Raw genomic sequence first — 25290 nt, forward strand, 5'->3', positions numbered from 1 at the left:
TATTCGGCATGACAGCGAGAGCCACCGAGGCCGGAAGACGAACACCGGCCGAACCGTCCGCGGCCGCGAAGCGACCGGCGGACGACTCTCGCACCGCGAAGCGGACGCTGGCCGACGACGCGTACGCCGAGCTCAAGGCCCGGATCATGCGCTCTGAACTCGCGCCCGGGGTGAAGCTGAGCATCGACGGCATGGCGAAGGAGCTGGCGTTCTCGCAGACGCCGATCCGGGAGGCGCTGGCGCGCTTGGAGTCCGAGGGCCTGCTGGCCCGGCGCCCGCTGAGCGGGTACACCGTGGCGCCGCTGCTCTCGGCCGCCGAGTTCGCCGACCTCTTCGACCTCCGCATGATGCTCGAACCCCTCGCGGCCCGGCGCGCGGCCGAGTGCGCTCGGGCATCCGCGGCAGCGTCTGGCGCCGCTGCGGGGCACACGGCCGCCGCGGACGGCGGCGAGGCGGGTCCCGGCACCGCCGCCGGGAGCGCGGCCGACTCGGTTGCCGCCTTCGCCGCGGACGGTGGCGACGCGGCGGACTTCCCGCTCCTCCTCGACGCGGCCCGCACGCCGGAGCCCGGGGCCGGGAAGCTCGCGTTCACCGCGGCCGACCGGCGGTTCCACGACGCGGTCGCCGCGCTGAGCGGCAGCGCCCAGATCGCGAAGGCGATCCGGCGCCTCGACGCGCACCTGCACCTCCACCGGGCCTACATCGCGCCCGAGTCGATCTCCGAGACCGAGGCCGAGCACTTGGCGGTCGCGGAGGCTATCATTGCTCAGCAACCGCTTGCCGCCGAAGCGGCGATGCGCCGCCACCTCGAACGCTCGAAGGTGCGGCACGCCGCCGCCTTCGCCGCCGCCGACGCCCTGACCGCACCGAAGCCCAAGCGCGCCAGGGCAAGCCGGTAACGCCGGACCGGCGCACAGGGAAACCGACCGAGAGAGAAGAGGTGACCGCGCGATGGAGCGCGTAGCGCTGTTCATCACCTGCGTCAACGACGCCCTCTTCCCCGAGACGCCCAAGGCGGTCGTCACCGTCCTCGAACGCCTCGGCTACGAGGTCGACTTCCCCGCCGCCCAGACCTGCTGCGGCCAGATGCACGCCAACTCGGGGTACAAGGACGACGCGACCCGCCTCGCCCGCGCCTTCGACGACGTCTTCGGCGGCTACGACGCGATCGTCACCCCCTCCGGCTCGTGCGCGGCCATGGCCCGCGACCAGTACCCGCACCTCACCGGTTCCGGCATCGGGCGGCGGGTCCACGAGCTCTCGGAGTTCCTGGTCGACGTCGCGGGCGTGGAGGACGTGGGCGCGCACTTCCCCCACACCGTCACCTACCACCCGACCTGCCACGGCACCCGCGCACTCGGCCTGGGCGACAAGCCGCTCCGCCTCCTGCGCGCGGTCGGCGGCATCGACCTCGTCGGTCTGCCCGCCGCCGACCAGTGCTGCGGCTTCGGCGGGACCTTCGCCCTGAAGAACTCCGAGGTCTCCTCCGCGATGCTCGCCGACAAGTGCGCCAACGCCGCCGCCACCGGCGCGGAGTACCTGGCCGCGGCCGACAACTCGTGCCTGACGCACATCGGCGGCGGGGTCTCGCGCAGCGGCGGCCCCCGCCCGATCCACTACGCCGAGATCCTGGCGAGCACCGCGTGAACGACATCGTCCCCGCCGCGTCCCTGATCCCGGCCGACGCGCCGTTCCCCAAGGCCGCCAAGGTGGCCCTGGGCATGCCGCAGCTGCGCAAGAACCTCGCCCACGCCACCGGCACCATCAGGGCCAAGCGCGCCAAGGTCGCCGGGGAGCTCGACGACTGGGAGCAGCTGCGCGACACCGCGGCCGCCGTCAAGGCCGGCGTCCAGCGGCGCCTGCCGGAGCTCGCGATGCGGTTCGAGGAGCGCGCGACCGCCGCGGGCGCCGTGGTCCACTGGGCGCGGGACGCCGCGGAGGCGAACGCGATCGCGGCGCGGCTCGTGCGCGAGGCGGGCGCCGAGGAGGTCGTCAAGGTCAAGTCGATGGCCACCCAGGAGATCGAGCTCAACGAGCACTTCGCGGCCGAGGGCCTGCGCGCCTTCGAGACCGACCTGGCCGAACTCATCGTGCAGCTCGCCGAGGACAAGCCGAGCCACATCCTGGTGCCCGCGATCCACTACAACCGCACCGAGATCCGCGACATCTTCGACCAGCGGATGGGCGACGCCCCCGCGGGCCTGACCGACGACCCGGCGGCGCTCGCCGAGGCCGCGCGGCTGCACCTGCGCCGGCGCTTCCTGTCGGCCACGGTCGCGGTGTCGGGGGCGAACTTCGCGATCGCCGAGACCGGGTCCCTGGTCGTGGTCGAGTCGGAGGGCAACGGGCGCATGTGCCTGACGATGCCCGAGACGCTCATCAGCATCGTCGGGATCGAGAAGCTGCTGCCGGAGACCGCCGACCTGGAGGTGTTCATGCAGCTCCTGCCGCGGTCGTCCACAGGGGAGCGGATGAACCCGTACACGTCGGTGTGGACCGGGGTCCGCGAGGGCGACGGGCCGCGGCACGTGCACGTCATCCTGCTCGACAACGGCCGCACGAACGTCCTCGCCGACGAGGTGGGCCGCCAGGCGCTCTCGTGCATCCGCTGCTCGGCCTGCCTGAACGTGTGCCCGGTGTACGAGCGGACCGGCGGCCACGCGTACGGGCACGTGTACCCCGGCCCGATCGGCGCGATCCTCGCGCCGCAACTGGAACCGGGCCGCCACGATGACCTCCCGTACGCCTCCAGCCTGTGCGGCGCCTGCTACGAGGTCTGCCCGGTCAAGATCGACATCCCCGAAGTGCTCGTGCACCTGCGCCAGCAGGGCCCGCACGCCGCCGGGGAGCGGGCCGCGATGGGCGCGGCCGAAGCCGTCATGGCCCGCCCGCGCCTGTGGCGCACGGCCCTGCGCGCCGCGCGGCTCGGTTCGATGCCGTGGCGCCGCAAGGGATTCGTGCGGCGGATGCCGTGGCCCGCATCGAAGTGGACGGTGAGCCGGGACCTGCCGGTGCCGCCGAAGGAGTCGTTCCGGGACTGGTGGAAGGAGCGCGAGCGGTGAACGCGCGCGAGGAGATCCTGGCGCGGATGCGCGAGGCCCTGCAGGACGCGTCCCCGGCGCCGGAGGTCCCGCGCGAGTACCGCCGGGCCCTGGACCCCGGGGTCGACATCGTCGCGGTGCTCGTCGACCGCCTCGTGGACTACAAGGCCACCGTGCACCACGGGACCGCGGCCATCGAGCGGGCCCTGGAGGGGGCGCGCCGCGTGGCCGTCCCGGCGGACCTGCCCGCGCAGTGGCGCGTGGGGAGCGCCGAGTTCGTCGAGGACCGCGGGCTCACCACGGAGGAACTGGACGCAGTGGACGCGGTGCTCACCGGATGCGCTGCGGCCGTTGCGGTCTCGGGGACGATCATGCTCGACGCGGGCGAGGCCCAGGGCCGGCGCGCGCTCACGCTGGTCCCCGACCACCACGTGGTCGTGGTCCGCCGCGACCAGATCGTCGGGCACCTCGCCGAGGCGCTGCCCCGGCTCGACCCTGCCGCGCCGCAGACCTGGATCTCGGGGCCCTCGGCGACCAGCGACATCGAACTCCAGCGGGTCGAGGGCGTGCACGGCCCCCGCCGCCTCGACGTCGTCATCGCGGACGAGCGGACCGGCCCGCTCGCGGGACCGGCGGCCTAGCGGCCGATCGCGGGGCGCTTGCTGCGCCGCACGCGCTCGCGGCCGAGGAGCCAGAGCGCCTGGACGCCGTCCGTCCAGGTGATCTTCTTGCCCTCCTCGCGGCTGCGCGCGGTGTAGGAGATCGGGACCTCGTAGGGGCGGATGCCGCTCTTGAGGAGCTTCGCCGTCAGCTCGGCCTCCATCCCGAACCCGCCCGAGCGGATGTTCAGGTCGAGGTAGAGCTGGCGCGGCAGGAGCTTGTAGCAGGTCTCCAGGTCGGAGATGTACGAGTTGAAGAGGATGTTCGCCGCGAGGGTGATCCCCTTGTTGCCCATGACGTACCAGAACGAGTACGCCGAGTGGGAGCCGAAGGACCGGGAGCCGTAGACGACCTCGGCCCGGCCCTCCAGGACCGGGGTGAGGAGCCGGGGCAGGTCGGCGGCGTCGTACTCGCCGTCGGCGTCGAACACCACGATGCTGTCGCCGGTCGCGGCCTTCGCCGCGGTGCGGATCGCCGCGCCCTTGCCCTTGTTGCGGTCGTGGCGGATCAGCCGGACCCGCGCATTGTCCTCGAAGGACTGGAGGACCTCCCAGGAGCGGTCGCGGGAGCCGTCGTCGACCACGACGATCTCCGTCTCCCCGGGGAACTCCACCGCGAGCAGCTCTTTCAGCGTCCCGGCTGCGAGGCGTTCCTCATTGAATACCGGGACGAGTACTGACAACAGCATCTTGCTGCTCCATCCCCGCGCGTTCGAACACGATTGCATAACCATAACGCGAGCCCGCCGCGCCGTCACCTGCCGGATCGGGTCGTGTTGAATGGAGCGGTGCTGCTCGTCCTGTGGGTCCTGGCCCTGCTCCCGGCGCTCGCCTACGCCCTGCGGCCCCGCGACGGGGCGGTCCTCGCCCCCGCCCGCCTGGCGATCGTCAGATCCGCGATCCTGCTGGGCGCCTTCGCGATCGGTGTCGTCGAGGCCGCGTCCGCGTTCGGGGCGCTCACGTTCGGGACGGTCCTGGCCGCCTGGCTCGGCGCCACCGCGGCCGTCGCCGCCGCGGTCGTCGTCCGCTGCGTCAAGGACGTCGACTCCGGCGGGACCCGCGGGCAGTCCCTCGACGTGCTCCGCGAGGAGCTGCGCTCGCGGCGCGGCGCCACCCGCCGCACCTGGCGCCGCACGCGCAGCGCCGCCGCCGCGGCCCCCGCCTGGCAGTGGGCGCTCGGGTGCGTCATCGCGATCCTCGCCATCAGCGCCGCCGTCCTCGCGATCGCCTCCTCCCCCAACAACTTCGACTCCCAGACCTACCACCTGCCGCGCATCGAGCACTGGGTGCAGAACGGCTCGGTCGCCGTCTACGCCACCGAGATCCACCGCCAGGTCGACCTCGGCCCCGGCGCCGAGTACCTCCTCACCCACCTGCGGCTGCTCTCGGGCGGCGACGGCGCCTACAACCTCCTCCAGTACCTCGCCGGCATCGGCGCCGTCCTCGCCGCCTCCCGCATCACCGCGCAGCTCGGCGGCGGCCCCCTCGCCCAGCTCGCCACCGTCTTCATCCTCGCCACCACCCCCGAGGTCCTGCTCCAGGCCACCTCCACGCAGGTCGACCTCGTCGCCGCCGCGTGGGTCGCCGCGCTCGCCACGGTGGTCCTCGACGAGTTCACCCGCCCGGGCGACGCCTCCGGCAGCGCCCTGCGCGCCGCCGCCCCCGGCACCGACGCGCTCTACCTCGGCCTCGCCCTGGGCCTCATCGCCGTCACCAAGACCACCGGGCTCCTCGCCGCCGCCCCGCTCCTGCTCATCTGGGGCGTCGGGCGGCTCGTGCGCGACCGGCACCGCCGCCGGCCCTGCCTGTGCGGGCGCAGCCCCGGCCGCTGCTCGCGCGCCGACGCCTCCCGCGCCTGGGCCTCGCGCGGCAAGACCGTCCTCGCGTCGCTCGCGATCGTCGCCCTCATGCTCGCCCTCGCCGGGCCCTTCCTGCTGCGCATGCAGGCCGCGTTCGGCAGCCCCCTCGGCCCGCCGGTCCTGCACGAGTCCATCGGCGTCCAGACCGCCGACCCGCGGCTGCTGTTGATCAACGCGCTCCGCATCGCCCACACCAACCTCGACACGCCCGTCTTCGTCCTCTCCGACGCCACCGCTGCGGCCATCGGCGGGCTCGCGCACCTCCTCGGCGTCGACGTCAACGACCCGCGGATCACGTTCGGCACCACCGAGTTCCCGGTGCCGGCCTGGTACCCCGACGAGGACCGCGCCGCGTTCCCGCTCACCGGCCTCGCCTCCCTCGCCGGGCTGGCCTGGTTCGCCGTCAAGGGCCCGCGGCTGCGCCGCGCCTACGCCGCCGCGCTCGTCGTCGCGTTCGTCGCCGTCGCCTGCACCGTCTCGTGGCAGCCGTGGGTGAACCGGCTCGTGCTCTTCCTCGTCGTCCTCGGCGCCCCCGCCGCCGGGCTCCTCGCCGCCGCCCTCGTCAAAGGGTTCGCGCGCTCGGCCGGGGACAGGCGGCGCCGCCGCACGGCCGTCGGCGTCATCGCCGCGTTCGCCGTCCTCGCCTCCGTCGCCGGGCTGCTCACCGTCGCGTACGGGTACCCGCGGCGCCTCACCGGCGCCTGGTCGGTCTTCAGCCTCACCGACATGGAGGAGCGGTTCGTGCGCCGCCTCGAATGGCTCCCCCAGTACGAGGCCGCCGCCGACGCGGTCGCGGCCACCGGGCCGGAGACCGTCGGGCTCGTCCAGGGCAACGACTCGTGGGAGTACCCGTGGTGGCTCCTGCTCCCGGACGCCGAGATCGTCGCCCTCGACTCCGTCGTCCCCGGACAGGAGCCCGCCGACCCCGCCTCGGTCGACGCGATCGTCTGCGCCGAGGACCTCGACCAGTGCGCCGACCTCACGCCGGCGGGCTGGGAGTTCGTCGACCTCGGCACCGTCGGCTACGCCCTGCCGCCCGGGGCCTGAACCACAGCGCCCCGCGCCGTCCTCGGCGGGGCTCTCCGGTCCCGCGGATGCGGCCCCGTTAACCTGGGCGCATGCTGCTTAGCGATCGCGACATCCTCGATGCCGTCAAGTCGGGCCGCCTCGGCATCGACCCGTTCGACGAGGAGCTCGTGCAGCCCTCCAGCATCGACGTGCGCCTCGACCGCCGCTTCCGGGTCTTCAACAACCAGAAGTACACGCACATCGACCCCGCCGAGCAGCAGGACGACCTCACCTCGGCCGTCGAGGTCGACGGCGACGAGCCGTTCGTGCTCCACCCGAGCGAGTTCGTCCTCGCCTCGACGCTGGAGGTCATCAGCCTCCCCGCCGACCTCGCCGCCCGCCTCGAAGGCAAGTCGAGCCTCGGGCGCCTGGGCCTGCTCACCCACTCCACCGCCGGGTTCATCGACCCCGGGTTCTCCGGGCACGTCACCCTGGAGCTCTCCAACGTCGCCAACCTGCCGATCACCCTGTGGCCCGGCATGAAGATCGGCCAGCTCTGCCTCTTCGGGCTCTCCAGCCCCGCCGAGAAGCCCTACGGGCAGGGCGCGAACTTCTCCCGCTACCAGGACCAGCGCGGCCCCACCCCGTCCAAGTCCTGGATGCACTGGCGCACCTGGCCCACGTAGCCCGACCGGCCGCGATACACCCGCCCGGGCCGCCAATCGAGCGAATCACCTGAATACGGGTGCTATCGGGCCTACGGTCGGTGTATGAACTTCACGCAGAGCTTCCAGAACATGATGGACAGCGTCGTAGCGTTCCTCCCGCGAGCGCTCGCGTTCCTCGCCATCCTCGTCATCGGTTGGTTCGTCTCCAAGTGGATCGGCCGCCTCGTCGGGAAACTGCTCAACCGGGTCGGCCTCGACCGGGTCGGCGAGCGCTCCGGGCTGCGCCGCTTCACCGGCAAGTTCGAGCTGAGCGACCTGCTCGGCAAGGTCGTCTACTACATGCTGCTGCTGTTCACGCTGCAGCTGGCGTTCGGGGCCTTCGGGAACAACCCCGTGTCGACCCTGCTCAACCAGCTCGTCGGCTGGCTGCCGCTGCTGTTCGTCGCGCTCGTCATCGTCGTGGTCGCCTTCGCGATCGCCAACGCGGTGTTCAAGATCGTCGACGGCACCCTGGAGAACGCGAGCTACGGGCGGACCGTCGCCCGCGTCTGCCAGGTCGCCATCATCTTCTTCGGCGCCGTCGCCGCCTTCGGGCAGGTCGGCATCGCCACCACCGTCACCACGCCCATCATGTGGACGGTCCTCGCGATCATCGCCGGCGTCACCATCGTCGGCGTCGGCGGCGGCCTCGTCGCTCCGATGCGCGAGCGCTGGGAGCGGATGCTCGCCAGCGCCGAGACCGAGGCCGGGCGCATGAAGGACGACATGCAGGACGCGCGCACGCACGACGCGACCGCCTCCATGTCCCAGACGTACACCTCCGACCGCTACGGCACCGAGGTGAACACGCAGGTTCAGGAGCCCATGCCGCCCACCGGGGCGCCCGCGGCCGGCACGGCCGCACCGGGCGAACCGGGCGCGGCGGGCCGCATGGACCCGAACGACCGCTAGCGTCCCGCCCGGGAGTCCATGTGTCCGGTCTCCCGGCAACGGCATGAACGCGCCGCTCGACCGGCCGCGTTCCGGCAGGGCCGGCCGCATCCCGTGCACGGGGGGTGCGGCCGGCCCGCCGCATTCGGGCGGGAGTTCCGCCATGTGAAAGTGGGCTTTTGCTCCGTGTCCGCAGGACTACGCCCGAGTAACCTCATCGGGGTGGAAAAACGAACGGCAGACGGACGGGGCGGGTCCAAGCGCCGCCGCGAGATCCTCGACGTCGCGGTCAAGCTGCTGGCCAAGCACGGCTACCACGGGGTCTCGATGGACGACATCGGCGCGGCCGCCTCCATCACCGGCCCGGCCCTGTACCACCACTTCAAGGGCGGCAAGGAGCAGATGCTCGCCGACGCCCTCATCCCCGTCTCCGAGCGGCTCCTCGCCGGCGGGCGCCACTGGGCCTCGGTCCACTCCGAGGACCCGCAGGCCGCGCTCGAAGCGCTCGTCGACTTCCACCTCGAAGTGGTCATCGACTCGCCCGAGATCGTCATCCTCCACCTCCACGAGCTCGACCGGCTCCCCGAGGAGCCGCGCCGCGAGGTCCGCAAGCTCCAGCGCGTCTACGTCGAGGAGTGGGTCGGGGTCCTGTGCCGCCTGCGCGACGGCCTCAAACCCGAGCAGGCGCGGGTCCTCGCGCACGGCGCGTTCGGCCTCATGAACTCCACCCCGTACCTCTCGCTGGGCCAGGAGGTCAGCGCCGACGAGACCGCCGCGCTCCTGCGCGCCGCCGCCCTGCGGGCCCTCGACCCCGGCTGATCCCGCATCGCGGGACGACGGGATAGCATGGGCGGGGCAGCGGTCCACCGAGGGACGGAGTCGGCGATGCACCAGCCCGATCGGGTCGTACTCAGGGAGGTCGCCCCGCGCGACGGGCTCCAGAACGAGCCGCCGGTGCCCGCGGCCGACAAGATCCGCCTCATCGACGCGCTCGCGCGCACCGGGCTCTCCCGCATCGAGGCCGTCAGCTTCGTGCACCCCAGGGCCGTCCCGCAGATGGCCGACGCCGCCGAGGTGTGGGCGGCCGTCGAGAAGCACCCCGGCATCCGCTACTCCGCGCTGGCCCCCAACCGCCGCGGCGTCGAGCGGGCCCTGGACGCCGGGTTCAGCGCCGTCGAGGTCGTCGTCTCCGCCTCCGAGACCCACAACCGGGCGAACATCGGGCGCGGCGTCGACGAATCGCTCGCCGAACTCCCCGACATCTGCGCGCTCGCGAAGGAGCACCTGGCGTCCGTCGAGGTCATCATCGCGACCAGCTTCGGCTGCCCCTTCGAAGGCGACATCGCGCCCGCGCAGGTCGCGCGGATCGTCGAGGCCGCCGAGGCCGCGGGCGCCGGGCGGGTCGCGTTCGGCGACACCACCGGGATGGGCACGCCGCGGCGCGTCACCGACCTCCTCGACGCCGTCGCCACCGGCCTGCCGATGCTCATGCACTTCCACGACACGCGGGGCACCGCGCTGGCGAACCTGCTCACCGCCCTCGACCGCGGCGTCACCGAGTTCGACGCCAGCGTCGGTGGGATCGGCGGCTGCCCCTTCGCGCCCGGGGCCTCGGGGAACGTCGCCACCGAGGAGGTGGTGCACATGCTCCACGATATGGGCGTCGACACCGGCGTGGACCTCGACGCGCTCATCGCCGTCGCCGAACTGGCCCAGGAGGTCGTCGGCCGCCCCCTCGAATCCGGGGTCCTGCGCGCCGGACCGCGCACCAGGCTCTCGCCCAAACCGTAAGCGCCGCAGACGGAAAGGCGAGGGCCCCGGGGTCTCGAACCTCCCCGGGGCCCTCCTCCGGACACCGCCACAGGACGGCCGGTGCCCGCGTGCCGGGTAAAACCTCCGAATACCCGGACGACTCATCGTGACATCGGAACCCCCGGAGCGGACACGCATCTCGGACGAACCTCACGTCACAGTTCGCTAACACTAGGTGTCCTTCGGCACATGCTCGGCGAACTTCCAGGCCGCGAGCACCGCCGCGACCACCAGCAGACCGAACACGCCCCGCCACCCGTACAGGGGCAGCGCCAGCAGGGCCAGGACCCCGGCCGCGATCCCCGCCAGCAGCGACGCCGCCGACAGGGCGACCGACGCCGAACCGTCCCCGACCTCCGCCGCCGCCAGCACCCGGCCCGACACCGCGACCACCGTCCCCGACGCGGCCCCCAGCAGGCCCGCCGCGGCCACCGCGAACGCGAACCCCGGCGCCAGCGCCACCGCCAGTGCCAACAGGGCGAGGACGCCGGCGCCGGACGCACCCACCGCGCGGGCCCGCCCCAGGGGGCCCGTCCGCGGCACGGTGCCCACCGCTGCCGTGAAACCGATCGCGAAGGCGCCCAGGGGCCACAGCCGCGTGCCCGGCCCCGCCGCGAAGTGCGCGGCGACGTCGGCGGCGAGGAACGCCGCCACCGCGCCCGCGGCGAACGCCACGGCCTGGGCGTACGCCGCCCACAGTGCGGCCGCCCAGCGCCGGGCGGCGGGGCGCCTGCCGGCCCGGACGGGCCGTGTCTCCATCGAAGCGGTCATGCCCTCGACGCTAAGCGCGCCGGAGCCCTTGCGCCCCAGTCGGACGACCGGTCGCGGCGACCGGTCCCCGACCCCGGTCACGCCCGGGGTTCCTCCAGGTCAGGGCGAGCGGCGCCCATCCCAGTCGAATGACAGATGCGGCCCCGCCCCGCGCGCGGATAGGGTTGGGGCGTCCCCGGTCGTTCTGAGGATGGAGTCGCCGTGTCGCCTGCTTCCGGCCCCGCCCCGCAGTTCCTGCGCGAGACCCGGGACGCCGCCGTCCCGGACTACGGCGAGTCCCCCGCCCCCGCGCTCCGCGCCGTCCTCTACGGCCGCGACCGCGAACTCGACTCGATCCAGGCGCTCCTGGACGGCGCCCGCGTCGGCCACGGCGGCGCACTGGTCGTCCGCGGCGAGCCCGGCATCGGCAAGTCCGCGATCGTCGACGCCGTCATCCCCCGCGCCGAGGGCTTCACCGTCCTGCGCACCCTCGGCGTCGAGGCCGAGCACACCTGGTCCTACGCGGGCCTCCAGATGCTGCTCCACCCGCTGCTGCACCGGCTCGACCGGCTCCCCGCCGCCCAGGCCGACGCCCTGCGCACCGCGCTCGGCATGGCCGACGGCACCGGCCGCGCCCACTCGCTCCAGGTCGGCCTCGCCCTCCTGAACCTCCTCGTCGACGCCTCCGCGAAGCAGCCCGTGTACGTGGTCATCGACGACGCCCACTGGCTCGACCGCGACTCCACCAACGCGCTCCTGTTCGCCGCCCGCCGCCTGTCGACCGAGTCCATCGGGATGGTCCTGGTCGTGCGCGACGGCTTCGCCCCCGACTTCCCGGCCCCGGGCATCCCCGAACTCACCCTCGGGCCGCTCGACCTCGACGCGTCCCAGTCGATCCTCGACATGCGCGCCGACGAGATCCCCTTCACCAGCCGCGACTGGATCCTGCGCATGGCCGAGGGGAACCCGCTGGCGCTCCTGGAGCTGCCGGCCGCCGACAACGAGGAGTCGCTGCTGCGCGCCGACACCTCCAACAGCCGCTACTCCACGACCTCGCGCATCAAGCAGGCGTTCACCGAGCGCATCATCGCCCTCCCCGAGTCGACCCGCACCATCATGCTGCTGGCCGCCGCCGAGGAGACCGGCGAGACCGCCGTCATCGCCGAGGCCGCCGCCCGCATGGGCTCCAGCCTCGCCGACCTCGAACCCGCCGAAGTCGACGACCTGCTGCGCTACCACCGGGGCCGCATCGAGTTCGTGCACCCCCTGATCCGCTCCACCGCCTACCACTCGGCGCCGCGGGCGCGGCGCATCGAGGCCCACCGGGCCCTGTCCGAGGCGTTCGGCGACGACGACATCCGCGCCGCCCGCCACCTCGCCGCCGCCACCACCGGCCTCGACGAGAAGGCCGCCGCCGCCCTGGAGTCCATCGCCTCCTACGAGGCCGAGCGCGGCGGCTGCGTCGCCGAGATGGCCGCCCTCGAACGCTCCGCGAGCTTCACCCCCGACCCCTCCCGCCGGGCCCGGCGCCTCACCGAGGCCGCCCAGTGCGCCTACGCCGCGGGCATGACCGGGAAGGCCGTCGAACTCGCCGAGGCCGCCGAACGGCTCACCGACGACCACCTGCTGCTCGCCCGCACCGCGCTCATCCGCGCGACCGTCCTGTCCTGGGCCGGGCACTCCAAGGGGTTCGACGTGTGGATGGAGTCGGCCGAGCACTACGCGGCCACCGGCCACGAGAACACCGGCTACCCGCTGCTGCGCGGCGTCTGGAACGCCTGGGAGACCGGCGACTTCGCGAAGGTGAAGTACGCCTCGGGCCTCGCCTCCAAGTACGGCGGCTCGAACAACGCCTGGGTGCGCCGCCTCGCGCGCGCCGCCGCCGGGCTCAACCGCCAGCCCGACGACACCGCCGGGGAGGCGGTCGACGCGCTGCGCTCCCTCTACGACTACTACCAGCCCCTCCACGAGGACTTCCAGGCGTTCGACCAGGTCCTGGCCGCGCGCTGGCGGTTCCTCGCCGGCGACGTGCCGGCCGCGTACCAGGCGGCGAGCGAGCAGGTGCGCTGGTGCCGCGAGCGCGGGGCGATGAGCCCGCTCGTGCAGGCGCTCCTGGTCCAGGCGCAGACGCAGTTCCACTACGGCCGGTACGCCGACGCGCAGGCGTCGGCTACCAGCGCGATCGAGCTGGCGCACGAGCAGAACGACCGCCGGGCGCTCATGCAGGGCCGCATCTGGGTGCTGCTGCCGATCGCGGCGATCCGCGGCGAGGAGCGGCGCTGCCGCGAACTCGTGGCCGCCGCGATCCAGGACGCCCCCGAGGACTCGGTGATTCCCGCCGACACCGCGCTGGGCCTGCTCGAACTGGGGCTGGGCCGGTACGAGGCGGCGTTCGACCGGCTGCTGCGCATCGCCGAGGGCGTCACGCCCATGGAGGTGCTGACGCAGGTCCCCACCCTGGTCGAGGCCGCGTTCCGGGCCGGGCGGCTGGCGGAGGTGAAGGAGGCGTTCGACTGGTTCGCCGACTGGGCCGACGCGACGGGCCGCTCGTACTGGGAGGCCCTGGTCGAGCGCTGCCGGGCCCTCATGGCGACCGAGGCCGAGGCCGGGACGCACTTCGCGCGGGCGGTGGAGCTGCACCGCGCCGACGACATCGACCCGTTCGAGCGGGCCCGCACCGAACTCGTCTACGGCGAGTGGCTGCGCCGGGTGCGCCGCATCAACGAGGCCCGCGCGCACCTGCGCGAGGCCACGGAGGTGTTCGAGCGCCTGGGCGCCGTCCCGTGGACCCAGCGGGCCCAGGGCGAGCTGCGCGCGGCGGGCGACTCGACGGCGGTGCAGGCCAAGCCCGACCTCGCCGAGCTCCTCACTCCCCAAGAGCTGCAGGTGGTCCGCCTCGCCGCGGACGGCCTCACCAACCGCCAGATCGGCGAGCAGCTGTTCGTCAGCCCCCGCACGGTGGGCTACCACCTGTACAACGCCTACCCGAAGCTCGGCGTCTCCTCCCGGACGGAGCTGGCGAAGCTCGACCTGTGAGTCAGCGGTACAACCGCACCGCGACGGTGCGGACGTGCCGCTCCAGTTTCGCGTCGGTCGTGGCGAGCGGGCAGTCGAGCAGTTCTGCGAGGGCGACATAGCTCGCGTCGTACGGGTTGAGGTTGTCCCGGAGGTCCCACGCCCGCGGCCCGGTCACCGACTCCGGGTACCGGACGAACGGCAGCGACGCCTTGACCAGGAGTGCGCCCTCGGCACGCTCCCGGGTGATCCTGCCGCCCATGAGGAGCCCGCGGAGCGCACTCTGGAACTCGTAGTCGAGGAGGTGCGGGACGTGCAGCTCGCCTCCGGTGAGGTCCGCCAGGAGCTCGGGGGACGGGGCCGCCCCGGCGAGGGCTTCGACCAGGGCCGAGTTGTCGAGCACGATCACGCTTCGCGCGTCTTCCGGACCTCGTCGAGGATGTCGGCGCGATCGGCGCCCCCGCCGAGCGCCTTGAGCGCTTCGAGCCGTCCGCGCAGGTCGTCGGCGGTCGGTCGCGCGACCGCCTCGGTCAGCAGCTGCGCGGTGTAGGCCGACAGCGACTGCCGGGCCCGAGCGGCCCGCGCCTTCAGTTCCGCGAGCACCTCTTCATCGAGGTCGCGCACTTGCAGGTTCTTCACCATCTGCGTCTCCAAGAGCATCACTCACCGGACCGTTCTGCATGTCCCGAATGTGGGACATGCAGAACGGGTGTGTCGCCATCATACGCCGCTTTCCGGCGGCCCGGCCCGTTCAGGCCGCGGCCGGGGTCCGCCAGGGGCGGGTCGTGGCCTGGAGGGCCGCTCCCGCGAGGAGGATCGCGGCGATCGTCCACGCCGCCAGGCGGTAGCCGTCGACGGCCGTCGCGCCAAGGCCCCAGGCGAGGGCGGCCACGACCGGGCCGAGCGAGGCGCCGATCGTGCGGGTCGTGGCCATGAACGCGCCCGCCGTCCCCGACTGCTCCGGCGGCGCCGACGCGAGCAGGTACGCGTTCATCGGGATGCTGAACAGGCCCATCGCCGCGCCCGCGACCCCGATGCGGACGCCGAGGTCCATCAGGCCCGTCGAGCCGTCCACGAGCAGCAGTGGCACCGTCGCGGCCACCGCCATGACGGCGCCGGCGAACGAGACGCGGCCGGGCCCGAACCGGTCCGAGAGCCAGCCCGCGACCGGCGTCGTCACCGCCACGCCGCCGATGAACGCGAGCATCACCGTCGAGACGGTCTCGGGGCGCACCAGGTGCACGTCGGTGAGCAGGAACGGCAGCGCGAAGTTGAGCAGGCCGGTCATCGTCGACAGGAGCGTCAGGCTCAGCAGCGCCCCGGCCAGCAGCGGCGACCGCAGCAGCGCCACCGTCGGCGCCGACGCGGGCTGGCGCACCCACACCGTCGCGAGCGCCACGCTCGCCGCCAAGGCGCCCAGCGCGATCCACGGCGAGGTGTCCACGTACTCGAACGCGAGCAGGAACGCCGCGATCGCGCCGCCCGAGGTGGCGACGTCCACCACCAGCGCCTTATCGGGGCGCGGCAGCCCGGTCCCGTTGGAGGGCACCGTGAGCGCGAGGGCCGCCACCGCCACCGCCGACAGGGCCGCGAAGACCCAGAACAGGCCCTGCCAGCCGAAGGCGCCCACCACGAAGCCCCCGGCGCCCACGGTCCCCATCCCACCGACGGTCATCATCAGCGCGATCACCGACACGGCCCGGCCGCGCCGCTCCGGCGCCGACGCGGTCACGATGATCCGGCCGGTCATCCCGAACAGCAGCCCCCCGAGGAGCCCCGACAGGGCCCGCGCCAGCAGGAGGGTCGCGAACGTCGGCGCGAGCGCCGCCGCGACCGACCCGAGCGCCAGCGCGCCCATCGAGAACACCGAGACCGCGCGCAGGTCGGCGCGCTCGGCGAGGCGCCCGGCCGCGATCGCCACCGCGCCCGTCGGCAGCGCGTAGGCGAGGAGCACCCACGCCGTCGCCGACTCCGACACCGCGAAACCGGTGCGGATCAGCGGCAGCGCCACCGCGATGCTCGACATGCCCGCCGCCACCACGAGCTGCGCGAATCCCACGGCGGCGATGGCCGCCCAGTCGGTCCTGGTCGCGGCCTCTTGGGCCGCATCTGTAGTCATGGCCGCCACGCTACGGACGCGGCGACTTGCGGCGCATCTGTAATACGACCTGTCGGCCCGCCCGCCACCGGTCACCTGCGGTTCCAGTCGCCGGCCAGTCGACCGACGGATGACGTGCCGGTCGGTCCGTCCGTAGCTTCGGTCCCGAACGGCACCGACAGTGAAGGAACCACCATGAGCGACAAGCTGCACCTGGGCGTCATCATCGGATCGACCCGCGAGGGCCGCTGGGCCCCCGCCCCCGCGAACTGGATCGCCGGCGTCGCGGCCGAGCACGGCGGCTTCGACGTCGACCTCATCGACCTGCTCGACGCGGACCTGCCCCAGCACCTCGCCGAGCACGACATGTGGTCGACCGACAGCGACCGGTCCGCGCCCGTCGCCGCCCTCGCCGACCGGCTCGACCGCGCCGACGCGTTCGTGGTCGTCTCCGGGGAGTACAACATGTCGATCCCCGCCTCCCTCAAGCACGCGATCGACTTCTACATGAACGAGTGGGCCGCCAAGCCCGTCGCCCTGGTCACCTACGGCGGCAAGCTCTCCGGCGGGCAGAACGCCGCCCAGCACCTGCGCCAGATCTTCCCCGAGCTGCGCACCCTCACCATCCGCAACTCGATCTCGTTCCCCCGCTTCTACCAGCACTTCGACGAGCGCGGCGAGTTCACCAAGTTCGACGAGAACGGGCCGGCCGCCAAGACCCTCCTCGACGAGCTGCACTGGTGGGGCCGGGCCCTCGCCAACGCCCGCGCCGCGACCCCCATGCCGAGCCCGTACTAGGCGCTGCGGGCGGCGGTACCGTTGGAGCCGTGCTGTACGGACGCGACACCGAGACCGCCGCCCTCGCCGACCGCCTCGCCCGGGCCCGCGAGGGCCGCGGATCGGCCGTCGTCGTGCGCGGCGAGGCCGGGATCGGCAAGTCGAGCCTCGCGGCCGCCGCCGCCGAGGCCGCCGCCGACTTCACCGTCCTGCGCTGCACCGGCGTCGAGTCCGAGCACTCCTGGTCCTTCGCGGGCCTCCAGGCGCTCCTGCTGCCGCTCGCCGCGCACCTCGACACCATCCCCGACCACCACGCGTGCGTCCTCTCCCGGACCCTCGGCCTCGCCGCCGCCCCCGACAAGGCCGCCGTCCCCGGCGACCTGCGGTTCGTCGTCGGCCTCGCCGCCCTCAGCCTCCTCGGCGCCGCCGCGGCCGTGCGGCCGGTCCTGTGCGTCGTCGACGACGCCCACTGGCTCGACCCCGACTCCGCGGCCGTCCTGCTGTTCCTCGCCAAGCGCCTCGCGGCCGAACCGGTCGCCATGCTCCTCACCGTCCGCGAGGGCTACGCCCCCGACTTCCCCACCCCCGGCCTCGACGAGATGCGCCTGGGCCCCCTCGACGACGAGGCCGCCGGAGCCCTCCTGTCCGCCCGCCTCGGCGCACTGCCCTTCAACGCCCGCAACCGGGTCCTGCACTCCGCCGAAGGCAACCCCCTCGCGCTCCTGGAACTCCCCGCGGTCGAACCCGAGGCCCGCCTCGCCGCCGACTGGGCCGGCCCCCGGTCCACCACCACCCGCCTCAAGCAGGTCTTCGGCGACCGCATCGACGGCCTCCCCGAACCCACCCGCACCCTCCTGCTCCTCATCGCCGCCGACGACACCGCCGACACCGCGCTCGTCCTCGACGCCGCCGGGAAGCTCGGCGCCCAGCTCACCGACCTCGCCCCCGCCGAGGCCGACGACCTCGTCCGCTTCCAGGCCGGCCGCTTCACGTTCGGACACCCCCTCATCCGCTCCGCCGCCTACCAGGGCGCGCCCGTCCACCGCCGCCTCGAAGCCCACCGGACCATGGCCGACGTCATGGACCCCGAGGACCACCGCCGGCCCTTCCACCTCGCCGCCGCCGCGACCGGCCCCGACGAGACCGTCGCCGCCGCCCTCGAAGCCTCCGCCGAATGCGCCTCCACCTGCGGCGGCCACGGCGTCGAGTACGCCACCTTCGAACGCGCCGCCGCCTTCACCCCCGAAGGGCCCGAACGCGGCCGCCGCCTCCTGCGCGCCGCCGAAGCCGCCGTCGCGGCCGGCAACGGCCCCAAGGCGAGAGAGCTGTGCTTCCAGATCGGCCGCTCCACGAGCGACCGGGCCGTCCACGCCCGCGCCACCCTCATCGCCGCCCTCGTCGCCACCTGGGACAACGACGTCCGCGAGGCGTACCGCCTCTACATGGAGGCCGCCGACCACTACACCGCCGCCCAGCCCGAGGCCGCCGGCTACCCGCTGTTCCGCGCCGTCGAACTCTCCTGGCAGGCCGGGGACTTCTCCCGCGCCGAGGTCGCCGCCGAGCACGCCGAGCGCCTCGCCATCGACCACTCCCCGTGGGTGCGCGACCTCGCCGCCGCCACCGCCGGGTTCAACCGCTCCTGCGCCATCACCGTCACCGACGCCGTCGCGGCCCTGCGCCGCCTCATCGACATCCACGTCGGCTTCGGCGAGGCCGTCACCCCCGAGAACCGCGCCATGGTCGCCTGGTGGCAGACCCTCGTCGGCGACATCCCCGCCGCCGAGCAGACCGCCGCCGCCACCGTCCGCCTCGCCCGCCAGACCGGCGCCGCCGGGGCCCTGCCGCGCTCGCTCACCCTCCACGCCGTCACCGAGTTCCACCGCGGCCGCTGGAAGGACGCCGAAGCGCTGGCGGGCAACGCCGTCGAACTCTCGGTCGAGCTGGGCCAGAAGATCGGCCCAGTCAAGGCCCGCGCCTACGTGCTCGCCCCCATCGCCGCGCTCCGCGGCGAGCGGGCGCTGGTCCGCGAGCTCGTGGAGGCCGCCGCGCTCGACTCGCCCGGCAGCAACCCGGTGCCCATCGACATCGCCACCGCGGTCCTCGACTTCTCCTTGGGACGCAACGAGGAGGCGCTGGACCACTTCATGGTCCACCTGGACTCCAGCGCCCCCGGCGACGCGCTCGGGTACGTGCCGTTCGCCGTCGAGGCGGCCGTCCGCGCCGGCGACCCCGGCCGCGTCGAGGCCGCGTTCGGCTGGTTCACCGAGTGGGCCGAGGCCGCCGGCCGCGACCACCTGGCCGCGCTGGTCGAGCGCTGCCGGGGGCTCCTCGCGGCGGACGCCGACGCGGGCGCGCACTACGAGCGGGCCGCCGCGCTCCACCGCGCCGCCGAGCTCGCCGACGCCGGGGGCGGCTTCCCGTTCGAGGCCGCCCGCACCGACCTGCTCCTGGGCGAGTGGCTGCGCCGGGCCCGCCGCGTCAACGAGGCGAAGACCCGGCTCCGTTCGGCCGCGGCGGTGTTCGAGCGCCTCGGGGCCGAGCCGTGGGCCGAGCGGGTCCGCCGCGAGCTGCGCGCCGCGGGCGACGCCGGCCCGGTGGAGGCGGCCCCCGACCTCGCCGGGAAGCTCACTCCCCAAGAGCTGCAAGTGGTCCGCCTCGCCGCCGCGGGCCTGAGCAACCGCGAGATCGGCGAGCAGCTCTACCTGAGCCCGCGCACCGCCGGATACCACCTGTACAAGGCGTACCCGAAGCTCGGCGTCGCCTCCCGCACCGAACTCGCGAAGCTGGGTCTCTGAGCTCCGCCGCTGAGATCCGCCGCTGAGACCTGGCTCTGACGCGCCTCCGACCTAGAGCCCCTTGCGGTCCAGGAACTCCAGGACCGCGCGGTGCCACTCGTCGGGCCGCTCGGCCATGAGGACGTGCCCGGCCGCGATCTCGGTGTACTCGGCGCCGGGGATGCGCTCGGCCAGGAACCGGTGGTTCGCGGGGTCGACCAGCAGGTCCTCGGTGGCGGCGATGACGAGGGTCGGGACGGCGACGCGGGCGAGGTCCGCGGTCGTGTCGGCCGCCCGCCCGAGGGCCGCCTGCGGGAGGATGCCGTCGTGGACGCGCGCGGCGATCATGTCGACCGAGGCCGCGACCGCCTCGGGCGCAAGGCCGTTCGTGAAGGAGGCGCTGAACGCCGCGTACATCGCGAGCCTCGCGAACGCGTCCCGGTCGCCCGCGCGCAGCAGCGCGGTCCACAGGTCGAACGCCAGCCGCAGCCGGTGGTCGGCGCGGGCGATCCCGGCCGCGAGGACCAGTCCGGCGACCCGGTCGGGGTGGCGCACCGCGGCCCGCACCGCGACGGCCGTGCCCAGGGAGAACCCGACGATCGTGAAGCGCTCGGTGGCGGCCGCGGCGACCAGCGCGTCGGCGAGGCCGTCGAGGTCGAGGGGCGTGTCGTCGGTCGGGTAGCCGGAGGCGGTGACCGTGTGGCCCTGGGCGAGCAGCGGGATGAGCGAACCGAAGTTCGACTCGATGCTCCCGCTGGCGCCGTGGGCGAGGACGACACCGGGGCCGGAGCCGGTGACGCTGGTGGACAGGAGGATCGGGTGCGCGATGCCGCTGGAAATGTTCGTCATGGCCGCGACGTTATGGCTTCACACCAGTGTGAAGGTCCAACACATGTGACGGAGGCCATGGTGCTGATCGGCGAGCTCGCGCGGCGCACCGGGGTGAGCACCCGGCTGCTGCGCTACTACGAGGAGCAGGAGCTCCTTGTCCCGCACCGGGACGCGAACGGGTACCGGCGCTACGCCGCGGACGCCCCCGAGCGGGTCGGGCACATCCGGCGGTTCCTGGAGTCGGGCCTGACCTCGCGGGAGATCCGCGAGATCATGCCGTGCGTGTGCGCGAAGGGCGTGCGCCACTGCGACCACTCCAAGGCCGTCCTCGACGACGGCCTCGACCGCCTCGACCGGCAGATCGCCGACCTCGCCTCGAAGCGCGACCTCCTCGCCGAGCAGGTCGGCCAGGTGGAGCGCGCCCCCTTCAGGCCCGGACCGCTGTAGCGGCCGCCGCCGGCACCGCCGCTGCCGCCATCGCCATCGCCTCCACTGAGGTCGCGGCCGCCCGCACGCGGTGCACCGGCGCCGCTTCCCGAGCGCGTGCTCGCGAAGCCCAGGTCGGCCCCGCCGCGGCCGTTGCGACCGCCCGTCAGCCCCGGCGGGCCCACGTGCGCGCCGCGGCCTGCTTGGCATCGTTGATGGTCTCGACCTCGACCACCTCGATGCGGTGCCGCTCCGACACCGATCCCTTGGGGACGATCGCGGTCTTGAAGCCGAGGCGCGCCGCCTCGCTCACGCGCCGGTCGGCGTTCACGGTGCGCCGCACCTGGCCCGTCAGGCTCACCTCGCCGATCGCCACCAGGTCCGCGCTCACCGCGATGTCCTGGTCGGCGCTCACCAGCGCGAGGGCGAGCGCGAGGTCCGAGGCCGGTTCGCGCACCCGGATGCCGCCGATCGTGGTCGCGTACACCTCGCGGTCGAGCATCCGCATCCCGCTGCGGCGCGTGAGGACCGCGAGGATCATGTTCAGGCGGGCCAGGTCGAGGCCCGAGACGGTGTGGCGCGGGACCGCGCCGTCCTTCACCGACTTGCCGAGCAGGGCCTGGATCTCGACCGGCACGGCCCGGCGGCCCTCCATCGTCACGGTCACGCAGGTGCCGGGCGTGGGCTCGGTCGGGGCGTCGTCGAGGAACAGCCCGGAGGGGTCGGCGAGCGAGACGATCCCGTCCTCGGTCATCTCGAAGCAGCCGACCTCGTCGGAGGGGCCGAAGCGGTTCTTGACGCCGCGCAGCAGGCGCAGCATCGAGTGCCGGTCGCCCTCGAAGTGCACGACGGTGTCGACCAGGTGCTCCAGGGCGCGCGGCCCGGCGATGTTCCCGTCCTTGGTGACGTGCCCGACCAGGATCACGGCCATGTTGCGCGCCTTGGCCTCCTGGGTGATGGCGGTGGCGACGGCCTTGACCTGGGTGACGCCGCCGGGGACGCCGTCAGTGTCGGGGGCGAGGACCGTCTGGACCGAGTCGAGCACGAGCAGGCCCGGCTTGACGTCGTCGATGTGCCCGAGCACGGCGCCGAGGTCGGTCTCCGCGGCGAGGTACAGCTCCTCGGAGAGGCACCCGGTCCGGTCGGCGCGGCGGCGCACCTGGGCCGCGGACTCCTCGCCGGTGGCCACGAGCGCGCGCCCGTACCCGGCCTCGCCGAACCGGTGCGCCACTTCGAGGAGCAGCGTCGACTTGCCGACGCCCGGCTCACCGGAGATGAGGGTCACGCCGCCGGGGACGATGCCGCCGCCCATGACGCGGTCGAACTCGCCGATGCCGGTGGGCAGGCTCGCGGCCTGCTCCCCGGAGACGGTGCCGATCTTCAGCGCTGGCATCGCGGGGCGGCGCGCGGCGGTCGCGCCGCCACCGCCGCCGCCCGGGCCCGCGGCCTGGCGCGGCGGCGCGGCGGTCTCCTCCATGGAGCCCCACTCGCCGCACTCGGGGCACTGGCCGACCCACTTGGGGACGCGGGCCCCGCATGCCCCGCAGGCGTAGGCGATTCGCTGGCTCTTCGGCATGGCGCCAGCTTACGGGCCGGGGCCGACAGCCCGCTGTTCGAAGCGCCGCCCCGGCCGCCATGTCGGACCCCTCCGGCACCATTGCAGACCGGGGGCCCGTCCCCGGGGGCCGCGCGGCTCTCGCCGTGCCCGGCGCCCGACACGGTCCGGTGCCGTGGGACAAGTGGGCGAAAGCGGTTTGCCGCGCTGTCTAGACTGGCGGCATGAACGCAGCGGAGCCCCGCAACGGATCAACGGCACTCTCGCTCGAACCGGCTCCCGCCCCGGAGCGGTCGCGCGGCGGCGCGGTCTTCTTCGACCTGGACAAGACGATCATCGCGAAGGCGAGCAGCCTCGCGTTCTCGCGGCCGCTCTACCAGGGCGGCCTGCTCGCCCGCCGCGACGTCCTCAAGGTCGGCTACTCCCACCTGCTGTTCCGCCTCGGCGGGTCCGCGGACGAGGCGCAGATGGCGCGCACCCGCGACGCGGTCGCGGAGCTGTCGCGCGGCTGGCCCGCCCACGAGGTCAGGGCGATCGTCGAGGAGACCCTCGAGGAACTGATCGCGCCCGCGGTGTACGCGGAGGCGGCGGCGCTCATCGAGGCGCACCGCTCGGCGGGGCGCGCGGTGGTCCTGGTGAGCGCGTCGGGCGAGGAGATGGTGGCGCCGATCGGGCGGATGCTCGGGGCGACCGACGTGATCGCCTCGCGCATGGTCGTCGGCGCCGACGGGCGCTACACCGGCGAGGTCGACTTCTACGCGGCCGGCCCGGCGAAGGCCGAGGCGATGCGGGCGTTCGCGGCCGAGCGCGGCATCGACCTGGGGGCGTCGTTCGCGTACTCCGACTCGATCACCGACGAGCCGATGCTCCGCGCCGTGGGCTTCCCGCGGGCGGTCAACCCCGACCGGGGCCTGCGGCGCCTCGCCCAGGAGGAGGGGTGGCCGCAGCTGACGTTCCGGCGCCCGGTGGCCCTGCGCCCGCAGCTGTCCGGGCCCAGTCCGCTCAAGGTCGCGGCCGTCGGCGCCGGTGTTGCGGCTGTTGCCTACGTGGTGTGGCGAGTGTGGAGGGACCGGCGGCTCCGGACCGCTTGAGCAGCGCTTTCCGCAGATGGGTAGCCTCAGCGGGATGGAACGCAAACAACCGGCCCGACTGGCCGATGTCGCCCGAGCCGCCGGCGTCTCGGTGGCCACCGCTTCCCGCGTGCTCAACGGCTCCCCGCACCGGGTGAGCGACCAGCTCAGCGAGCGGGTGCGCGAGGCGGCGCGCCGGTTGCGGTACGCCCCCAACGTGGGCGCCCAGGTGCTCGCGCGGGCGACGTCCCAGACCGTGGCCCTGCTGCTCCACGACGTGACCGACCCCTACTTCGGGCAGATCGCCGGGGGCGTCCTCGCGGAGGCGGCCCGCCGGAACGTGCGCGTCCTCATCGCCGACACCGGCATCGACCCCGACTCCGAGATCCAGCACCTGGACTCGCTGCGCGGCTACCGGCCGCGCGCGGTCATCGTCGCCGGGTCGCGGACCACGGACAAGGCCGCCGAGCAGCGGCTCTCCGAGCACCTGTCGGACCTGCTGGAACTGGGCGCGACCGTGGTCTCGGTGGGGCAGCCGGGCCTGCCCGGGCGGGTCGTGCGCCCCGCCAACCGAGAGGGCGCGGCCGGACTGGCGCGGTACCTGTCCGAGCTGGGCCACCGCCGCTTCGCCGTGGTCGCCGGCCCCGAGCAGCTCCAGGTGGTGCGCGAGCGCCGCGAGGGGTTCCTGTCGGCGCTGCCGGAGGACGCCGAGGTCGTGCACGTCCCCGCCGAGTTCACCCGCGACGGCGGCTACCAGGCCGGGCGCTTCCTCCTCGACGGCGGGAAGCTGCCGACCGCGGTGTTCGTGACCTCCGACGTGCAGGCCACGGGCCTGTGCACGGCCCTGCGCGAGGGCGGCGTGAGCATCCCCGAGCAGGTCTCGGTGGCCGGGTTCGACGACATCCCGATCGTGCGCGACCTCACCCCGTCGCTGACGACCGTGGCCCTCCCGCTGCACGACATGGGCGTGCGCGCCTTGGAGGCGGCGCTGGTGGAGGACGAGGAGTACCCCGAGGAGCTGTCGGTCGAGGCCGAGCTCATCGAGCGCGACTCGACGGCCCGGCCGCGCCCCTGAGGCGGCCCGGAACCGATTCGCTCCGTGCAGGGCGGGACCGATGGGCCCCGCCCTTCGGCTTGTCCCGAATGTGGGATTTCTCAACTTCATGTAACCGAGCGGAAACACCACTGGGCCGCATTCCTTGCCGACGCGCGCTAACATCATGAATCAGAGCTGTTCTATATATTGGGACGTCGATCGATCGATGCGGGTGAATCCGCTCTCACCGTGAATTCGGCAACCGCTTAAATATAGGGAGATGTAGATATAACTCCTGGTAGTGCGGCTTCAACTGAATAGCCGATCCTGCGGCCTGCGAAATGACCAAGTGTCGGCGGTGGCCCCGCTGGCAGTGCAGGCGTAATCTCGGCTGTGGATCCGGGACGGGCCGTGGTGCAGCCCGATTCGCGATCCAACGGAACCGAAAGCCTTTGCGAGCCGGAAGCGTCGTCGTTACCGCCCGGCCACACCGCGGAGGCATATTCAGGGTTGGAACTGGATTAATGGGCAGTGCGGCCGAATCCGGTTCCGACTGGAACCAATCCGGAAGGAACACGATCATGGTGCGAGTCACCGTCGAGGCAGAGACGCCAGTCTCGCCGGTCAGCGGCGAAACGCTCTCCAAATCCGACGCGGAGCGCATCGCGGGTGTCCTCAAAGCACTCGCCGATCCGAACCGCCTCCAGCTCATCAGCCTCATCCAGGCTGCTCCCGAGCAGGAAGCATGCGTCGCCGAGCTGACCGAGCCCCTCGGACTCTCTCAGCCCACCGTCTCCCACCACCTGCGCATCCTCGCCGAGGCGGGGGTCGTCCAGCGCGACAAGCGCGGGGTGTGGGCCTACTTCCGCCTCGTCCCCGAGACGATGCGGATCGTCGCCGACCTGCTGACGCCGCCCAAGCGGCGCCCGCGTCGCCGGTGAGCCGCGCGGACGCCGGGGCCGGACCGGGACCGGGTGCGAA

The 25290-nt window shown here is 73.6% G+C and carries 23 protein-coding genes; 16 read left to right on the forward strand and 7 right to left on the reverse strand.

Annotated features, from left to right (window positions below; all coding sequences use genetic code 11):
• Positions 1–8 precede the first annotated feature (8 nt).
• Genes BLS99_RS22675 through BLS99_RS22690 form a run of 4 tightly spaced genes read left to right on the forward strand, consistent with a single transcriptional unit; the run spans position 9 to position 3682 of the window.
• Positions 9–899 carry a GntR family transcriptional regulator gene (locus BLS99_RS22675; RefSeq protein WP_091054006.1) on the forward strand — a complete coding sequence of 297 codons (891 nt, stop codon included), beginning with the start codon at positions 9–11 and terminating at the stop codon, positions 897–899.
• A 52-nt stretch (positions 900–951) separates the two neighbouring features.
• The gene (locus BLS99_RS22680) at positions 952–1647 is read left to right on the forward strand and encodes a (Fe-S)-binding protein (protein WP_091054007.1); all 696 of its coding nucleotides are present in this window, start codon (positions 952–954) and stop codon (positions 1645–1647) included.
• Positions 1644–3062, forward strand: a complete 1419-nt coding sequence (locus BLS99_RS22685) for a lactate utilization protein B (protein ID WP_218126801.1) — start codon at positions 1644–1646, stop codon at positions 3060–3062. The genes BLS99_RS22680 and BLS99_RS22685 overlap by 4 nt, the downstream gene beginning before the upstream one ends.
• Entirely contained in the window at positions 3059–3682 is a 624-nt protein-coding gene (locus BLS99_RS22690) for a LutC/YkgG family protein (protein ID WP_218126802.1), read from the forward strand. Before BLS99_RS22685 ends, BLS99_RS22690 begins: the two co-directional genes overlap by 4 nt.
• Here the strand turns inward: BLS99_RS22690 and BLS99_RS22695 are convergent.
• Complete coding sequence (locus BLS99_RS22695; RefSeq protein WP_091054008.1) at positions 3679–4389, reverse strand: glycosyltransferase family 2 protein; 711 nt, start codon at positions 4387–4389, stop codon at positions 3679–3681. The genes BLS99_RS22690 and BLS99_RS22695 overlap by 4 nt on opposite strands.
• Before the next feature lie 99 nt (positions 4390–4488).
• Between BLS99_RS22695 and BLS99_RS26420 the strand changes: the two genes are divergently transcribed.
• From BLS99_RS26420 to BLS99_RS22720, 5 genes are all read left to right on the forward strand, one after another.
• Positions 4489–6606 carry a hypothetical protein gene (locus BLS99_RS26420; RefSeq protein ID WP_218126803.1) on the forward strand — a complete coding sequence of 706 codons (2118 nt, stop codon included), beginning with the start codon at positions 4489–4491 and terminating at the stop codon, positions 6604–6606.
• 71 nt (positions 6607–6677) lie between these two features.
• Complete coding sequence (gene dcd / locus BLS99_RS22705) at positions 6678–7253, forward strand: dCTP deaminase (protein WP_091054010.1); 576 nt, start codon at positions 6678–6680, stop codon at positions 7251–7253.
• 84 nt (positions 7254–7337) lie between these two features.
• Entirely contained in the window at positions 7338–8186 is an 849-nt protein-coding gene (locus tag BLS99_RS22710; protein ID WP_091054011.1) for a mechanosensitive ion channel family protein, read from the forward strand.
• Between the two features lie 195 nt (positions 8187–8381).
• Positions 8382–8984 (forward strand): TetR/AcrR family transcriptional regulator, encoded by a 603-nt coding sequence (locus BLS99_RS22715; protein ID WP_342761294.1) that lies wholly within the window; start codon positions 8382–8384, stop codon positions 8982–8984.
• A gap of 66 nt (positions 8985–9050) precedes the next feature.
• The gene (locus BLS99_RS22720; protein ID WP_091054013.1) at positions 9051–9956 is read left to right on the forward strand and encodes a hydroxymethylglutaryl-CoA lyase; all 906 of its coding nucleotides are present in this window, start codon (positions 9051–9053) and stop codon (positions 9954–9956) included.
• A gap of 192 nt (positions 9957–10148) precedes the next feature.
• On the opposite strand, the gene BLS99_RS22725 is transcribed toward BLS99_RS22720, so the two are convergent.
• The gene (locus BLS99_RS22725; protein ID WP_143034916.1) at positions 10149–10748 is read right to left on the reverse strand and encodes a hypothetical protein; all 600 of its coding nucleotides are present in this window, start codon (positions 10746–10748) and stop codon (positions 10149–10151) included.
• A gap of 201 nt (positions 10749–10949) precedes the next feature.
• Here BLS99_RS22725 and BLS99_RS22730 point away from each other — a divergent pair, with 201 nt between their 5' ends.
• On the forward strand, positions 10950–13763 hold the full coding sequence (locus tag BLS99_RS22730) for an ATP-binding protein (RefSeq protein WP_091054015.1): 2814 nt from the start codon (positions 10950–10952) through the stop codon (positions 13761–13763).
• 1 nt (position 13764) lies between these two features.
• On the opposite strand, the gene BLS99_RS22735 is transcribed toward BLS99_RS22730, so the two are convergent.
• From BLS99_RS22735 to BLS99_RS22745, 3 genes are all read right to left on the reverse strand, one after another.
• On the reverse strand, positions 13765–14151 hold the full coding sequence (locus BLS99_RS22735; protein WP_091054016.1) for a type II toxin-antitoxin system VapC family toxin: 387 nt from the start codon (positions 14149–14151) through the stop codon (positions 13765–13767).
• Positions 14148–14384 (reverse strand): FitA-like ribbon-helix-helix domain-containing protein, encoded by a 237-nt coding sequence (locus BLS99_RS22740; RefSeq protein ID WP_091054017.1) that lies wholly within the window; start codon positions 14382–14384, stop codon positions 14148–14150. Before BLS99_RS22740 ends, BLS99_RS22735 begins: the two co-directional genes overlap by 4 nt.
• 109 nt (positions 14385–14493) lie before the next feature.
• On the reverse strand, positions 14494–15861 hold the full coding sequence (locus BLS99_RS22745; protein ID WP_091054018.1) for an MFS transporter: 1368 nt from the start codon (positions 15859–15861) through the stop codon (positions 14494–14496).
• 174 nt (positions 15862–16035) lie between these two features.
• On the opposite strand from BLS99_RS22745, the gene BLS99_RS22750 reads away from it, so the two are divergent.
• Both BLS99_RS22750 and BLS99_RS22755 read left to right on the forward strand, forming a co-directional pair.
• Positions 16036–16638: an NADPH-dependent FMN reductase gene (locus BLS99_RS22750; protein ID WP_091054019.1), complete on the forward strand. Its 603-nt coding sequence runs from the start codon at positions 16036–16038 to the stop codon at positions 16636–16638.
• Between the two features lie 29 nt (positions 16639–16667).
• Positions 16668–19412, forward strand: coding sequence for an AAA family ATPase (locus tag BLS99_RS22755; RefSeq protein ID WP_176953488.1), 2745 nt, complete (start codon positions 16668–16670; stop codon positions 19410–19412).
• A gap of 51 nt (positions 19413–19463) precedes the next feature.
• On the opposite strand, the gene BLS99_RS22760 is transcribed toward BLS99_RS22755, so the two are convergent.
• Complete coding sequence (locus BLS99_RS22760) at positions 19464–20240, reverse strand: alpha/beta fold hydrolase (RefSeq protein ID WP_091054021.1); 777 nt, start codon at positions 20238–20240, stop codon at positions 19464–19466.
• A 45-nt stretch (positions 20241–20285) separates the two neighbouring features.
• Here BLS99_RS22760 and BLS99_RS22765 point away from each other — a divergent pair, with 45 nt between their 5' ends.
• A complete protein-coding gene (locus tag BLS99_RS22765; protein WP_218126804.1) occupies positions 20286–20669 on the forward strand; it encodes a MerR family transcriptional regulator in 384 nt (127 codons plus the stop codon).
• A gap of 145 nt (positions 20670–20814) precedes the next feature.
• Here the strand turns inward: BLS99_RS22765 and radA are convergent, their stop codons facing one another.
• Positions 20815–22224, reverse strand: coding sequence for a DNA repair protein RadA (gene radA / locus BLS99_RS22770; protein WP_091054022.1), 1410 nt, complete (start codon positions 22222–22224; stop codon positions 20815–20817).
• A 203-nt stretch (positions 22225–22427) separates the two neighbouring features.
• On the opposite strand from radA, the gene BLS99_RS22775 reads away from it, so the two are divergent.
• From BLS99_RS22775 to BLS99_RS22785, 3 genes are all read left to right on the forward strand, one after another.
• Entirely contained in the window at positions 22428–23294 is an 867-nt protein-coding gene (locus BLS99_RS22775) for an HAD family hydrolase (protein ID WP_091054023.1), read from the forward strand.
• 34 nt (positions 23295–23328) lie between these two features.
• Positions 23329–24348 carry a LacI family DNA-binding transcriptional regulator gene (locus BLS99_RS22780; RefSeq protein WP_091054024.1) on the forward strand — a complete coding sequence of 340 codons (1020 nt, stop codon included), beginning with the start codon at positions 23329–23331 and terminating at the stop codon, positions 24346–24348.
• A gap of 542 nt (positions 24349–24890) precedes the next feature.
• Positions 24891–25250 carry an ArsR/SmtB family transcription factor gene (locus tag BLS99_RS22785; protein WP_091033022.1) on the forward strand — a complete coding sequence of 120 codons (360 nt, stop codon included), beginning with the start codon at positions 24891–24893 and terminating at the stop codon, positions 25248–25250.
• Positions 25251–25290 lie beyond the last annotated feature (40 nt).

The sequence above is a fragment of the Glycomyces sambucus genome, assembly GCF_900102815.1.
Taxonomy (GTDB): Bacteria; Actinomycetota; Actinomycetes; order Mycobacteriales; family Micromonosporaceae; genus Glycomyces; species Glycomyces sambucus.

Excerpts from the sequence above, each read along its gene's own strand:
- BLS99_RS22675 (WP_091054006.1), top strand. The coding sequence starts at position 9 with ATGACAGCGAGAGCCACCGAGGCCGGAAGACGAACACCGGCCGAACCG.
- BLS99_RS22680 (WP_091054007.1), top strand. The coding sequence starts at position 952 with ATGGAGCGCGTAGCGCTGTTCATCACCTGCGTCAACGACGCCCTCTTC.
- BLS99_RS22695 (WP_091054008.1), bottom strand. The coding sequence starts at position 4,389 with ATGCTGTTGTCAGTACTCGTCCCGGTATTCAATGAGGAACGCCTCGCA.
- dcd (WP_091054010.1), top strand. The coding sequence starts at position 6,678 with ATGCTGCTTAGCGATCGCGACATCCTCGATGCCGTCAAGTCGGGCCGC.
- BLS99_RS22710 (WP_091054011.1), top strand. The coding sequence starts at position 7,338 with ATGAACTTCACGCAGAGCTTCCAGAACATGATGGACAGCGTCGTAGCG.
- BLS99_RS22720 (WP_091054013.1), top strand. The coding sequence starts at position 9,051 with ATGCACCAGCCCGATCGGGTCGTACTCAGGGAGGTCGCCCCGCGCGAC.
- BLS99_RS22725 (WP_143034916.1), bottom strand. The coding sequence starts at position 10,748 with ATGACCGCTTCGATGGAGACACGGCCCGTCCGGGCCGGCAGGCGCCCC.
- BLS99_RS22740 (WP_091054017.1), bottom strand. The coding sequence starts at position 14,384 with ATGGTGAAGAACCTGCAAGTGCGCGACCTCGATGAAGAGGTGCTCGCG.
- BLS99_RS22745 (WP_091054018.1), bottom strand. The coding sequence starts at position 15,861 with ATGACTACAGATGCGGCCCAAGAGGCCGCGACCAGGACCGACTGGGCG.
- BLS99_RS22750 (WP_091054019.1), top strand. The coding sequence starts at position 16,036 with ATGAGCGACAAGCTGCACCTGGGCGTCATCATCGGATCGACCCGCGAG.
- BLS99_RS22760 (WP_091054021.1), bottom strand. The coding sequence starts at position 20,240 with ATGACGAACATTTCCAGCGGCATCGCGCACCCGATCCTCCTGTCCACC.
- radA (WP_091054022.1), bottom strand. The coding sequence starts at position 22,224 with ATGCCGAAGAGCCAGCGAATCGCCTACGCCTGCGGGGCATGCGGGGCC.
- BLS99_RS22775 (WP_091054023.1), top strand. The coding sequence starts at position 22,428 with ATGAACGCAGCGGAGCCCCGCAACGGATCAACGGCACTCTCGCTCGAA.
- BLS99_RS22780 (WP_091054024.1), top strand. The coding sequence starts at position 23,329 with ATGGAACGCAAACAACCGGCCCGACTGGCCGATGTCGCCCGAGCCGCC.
- BLS99_RS22785 (WP_091033022.1), top strand. The coding sequence starts at position 24,891 with ATGGTGCGAGTCACCGTCGAGGCAGAGACGCCAGTCTCGCCGGTCAGC.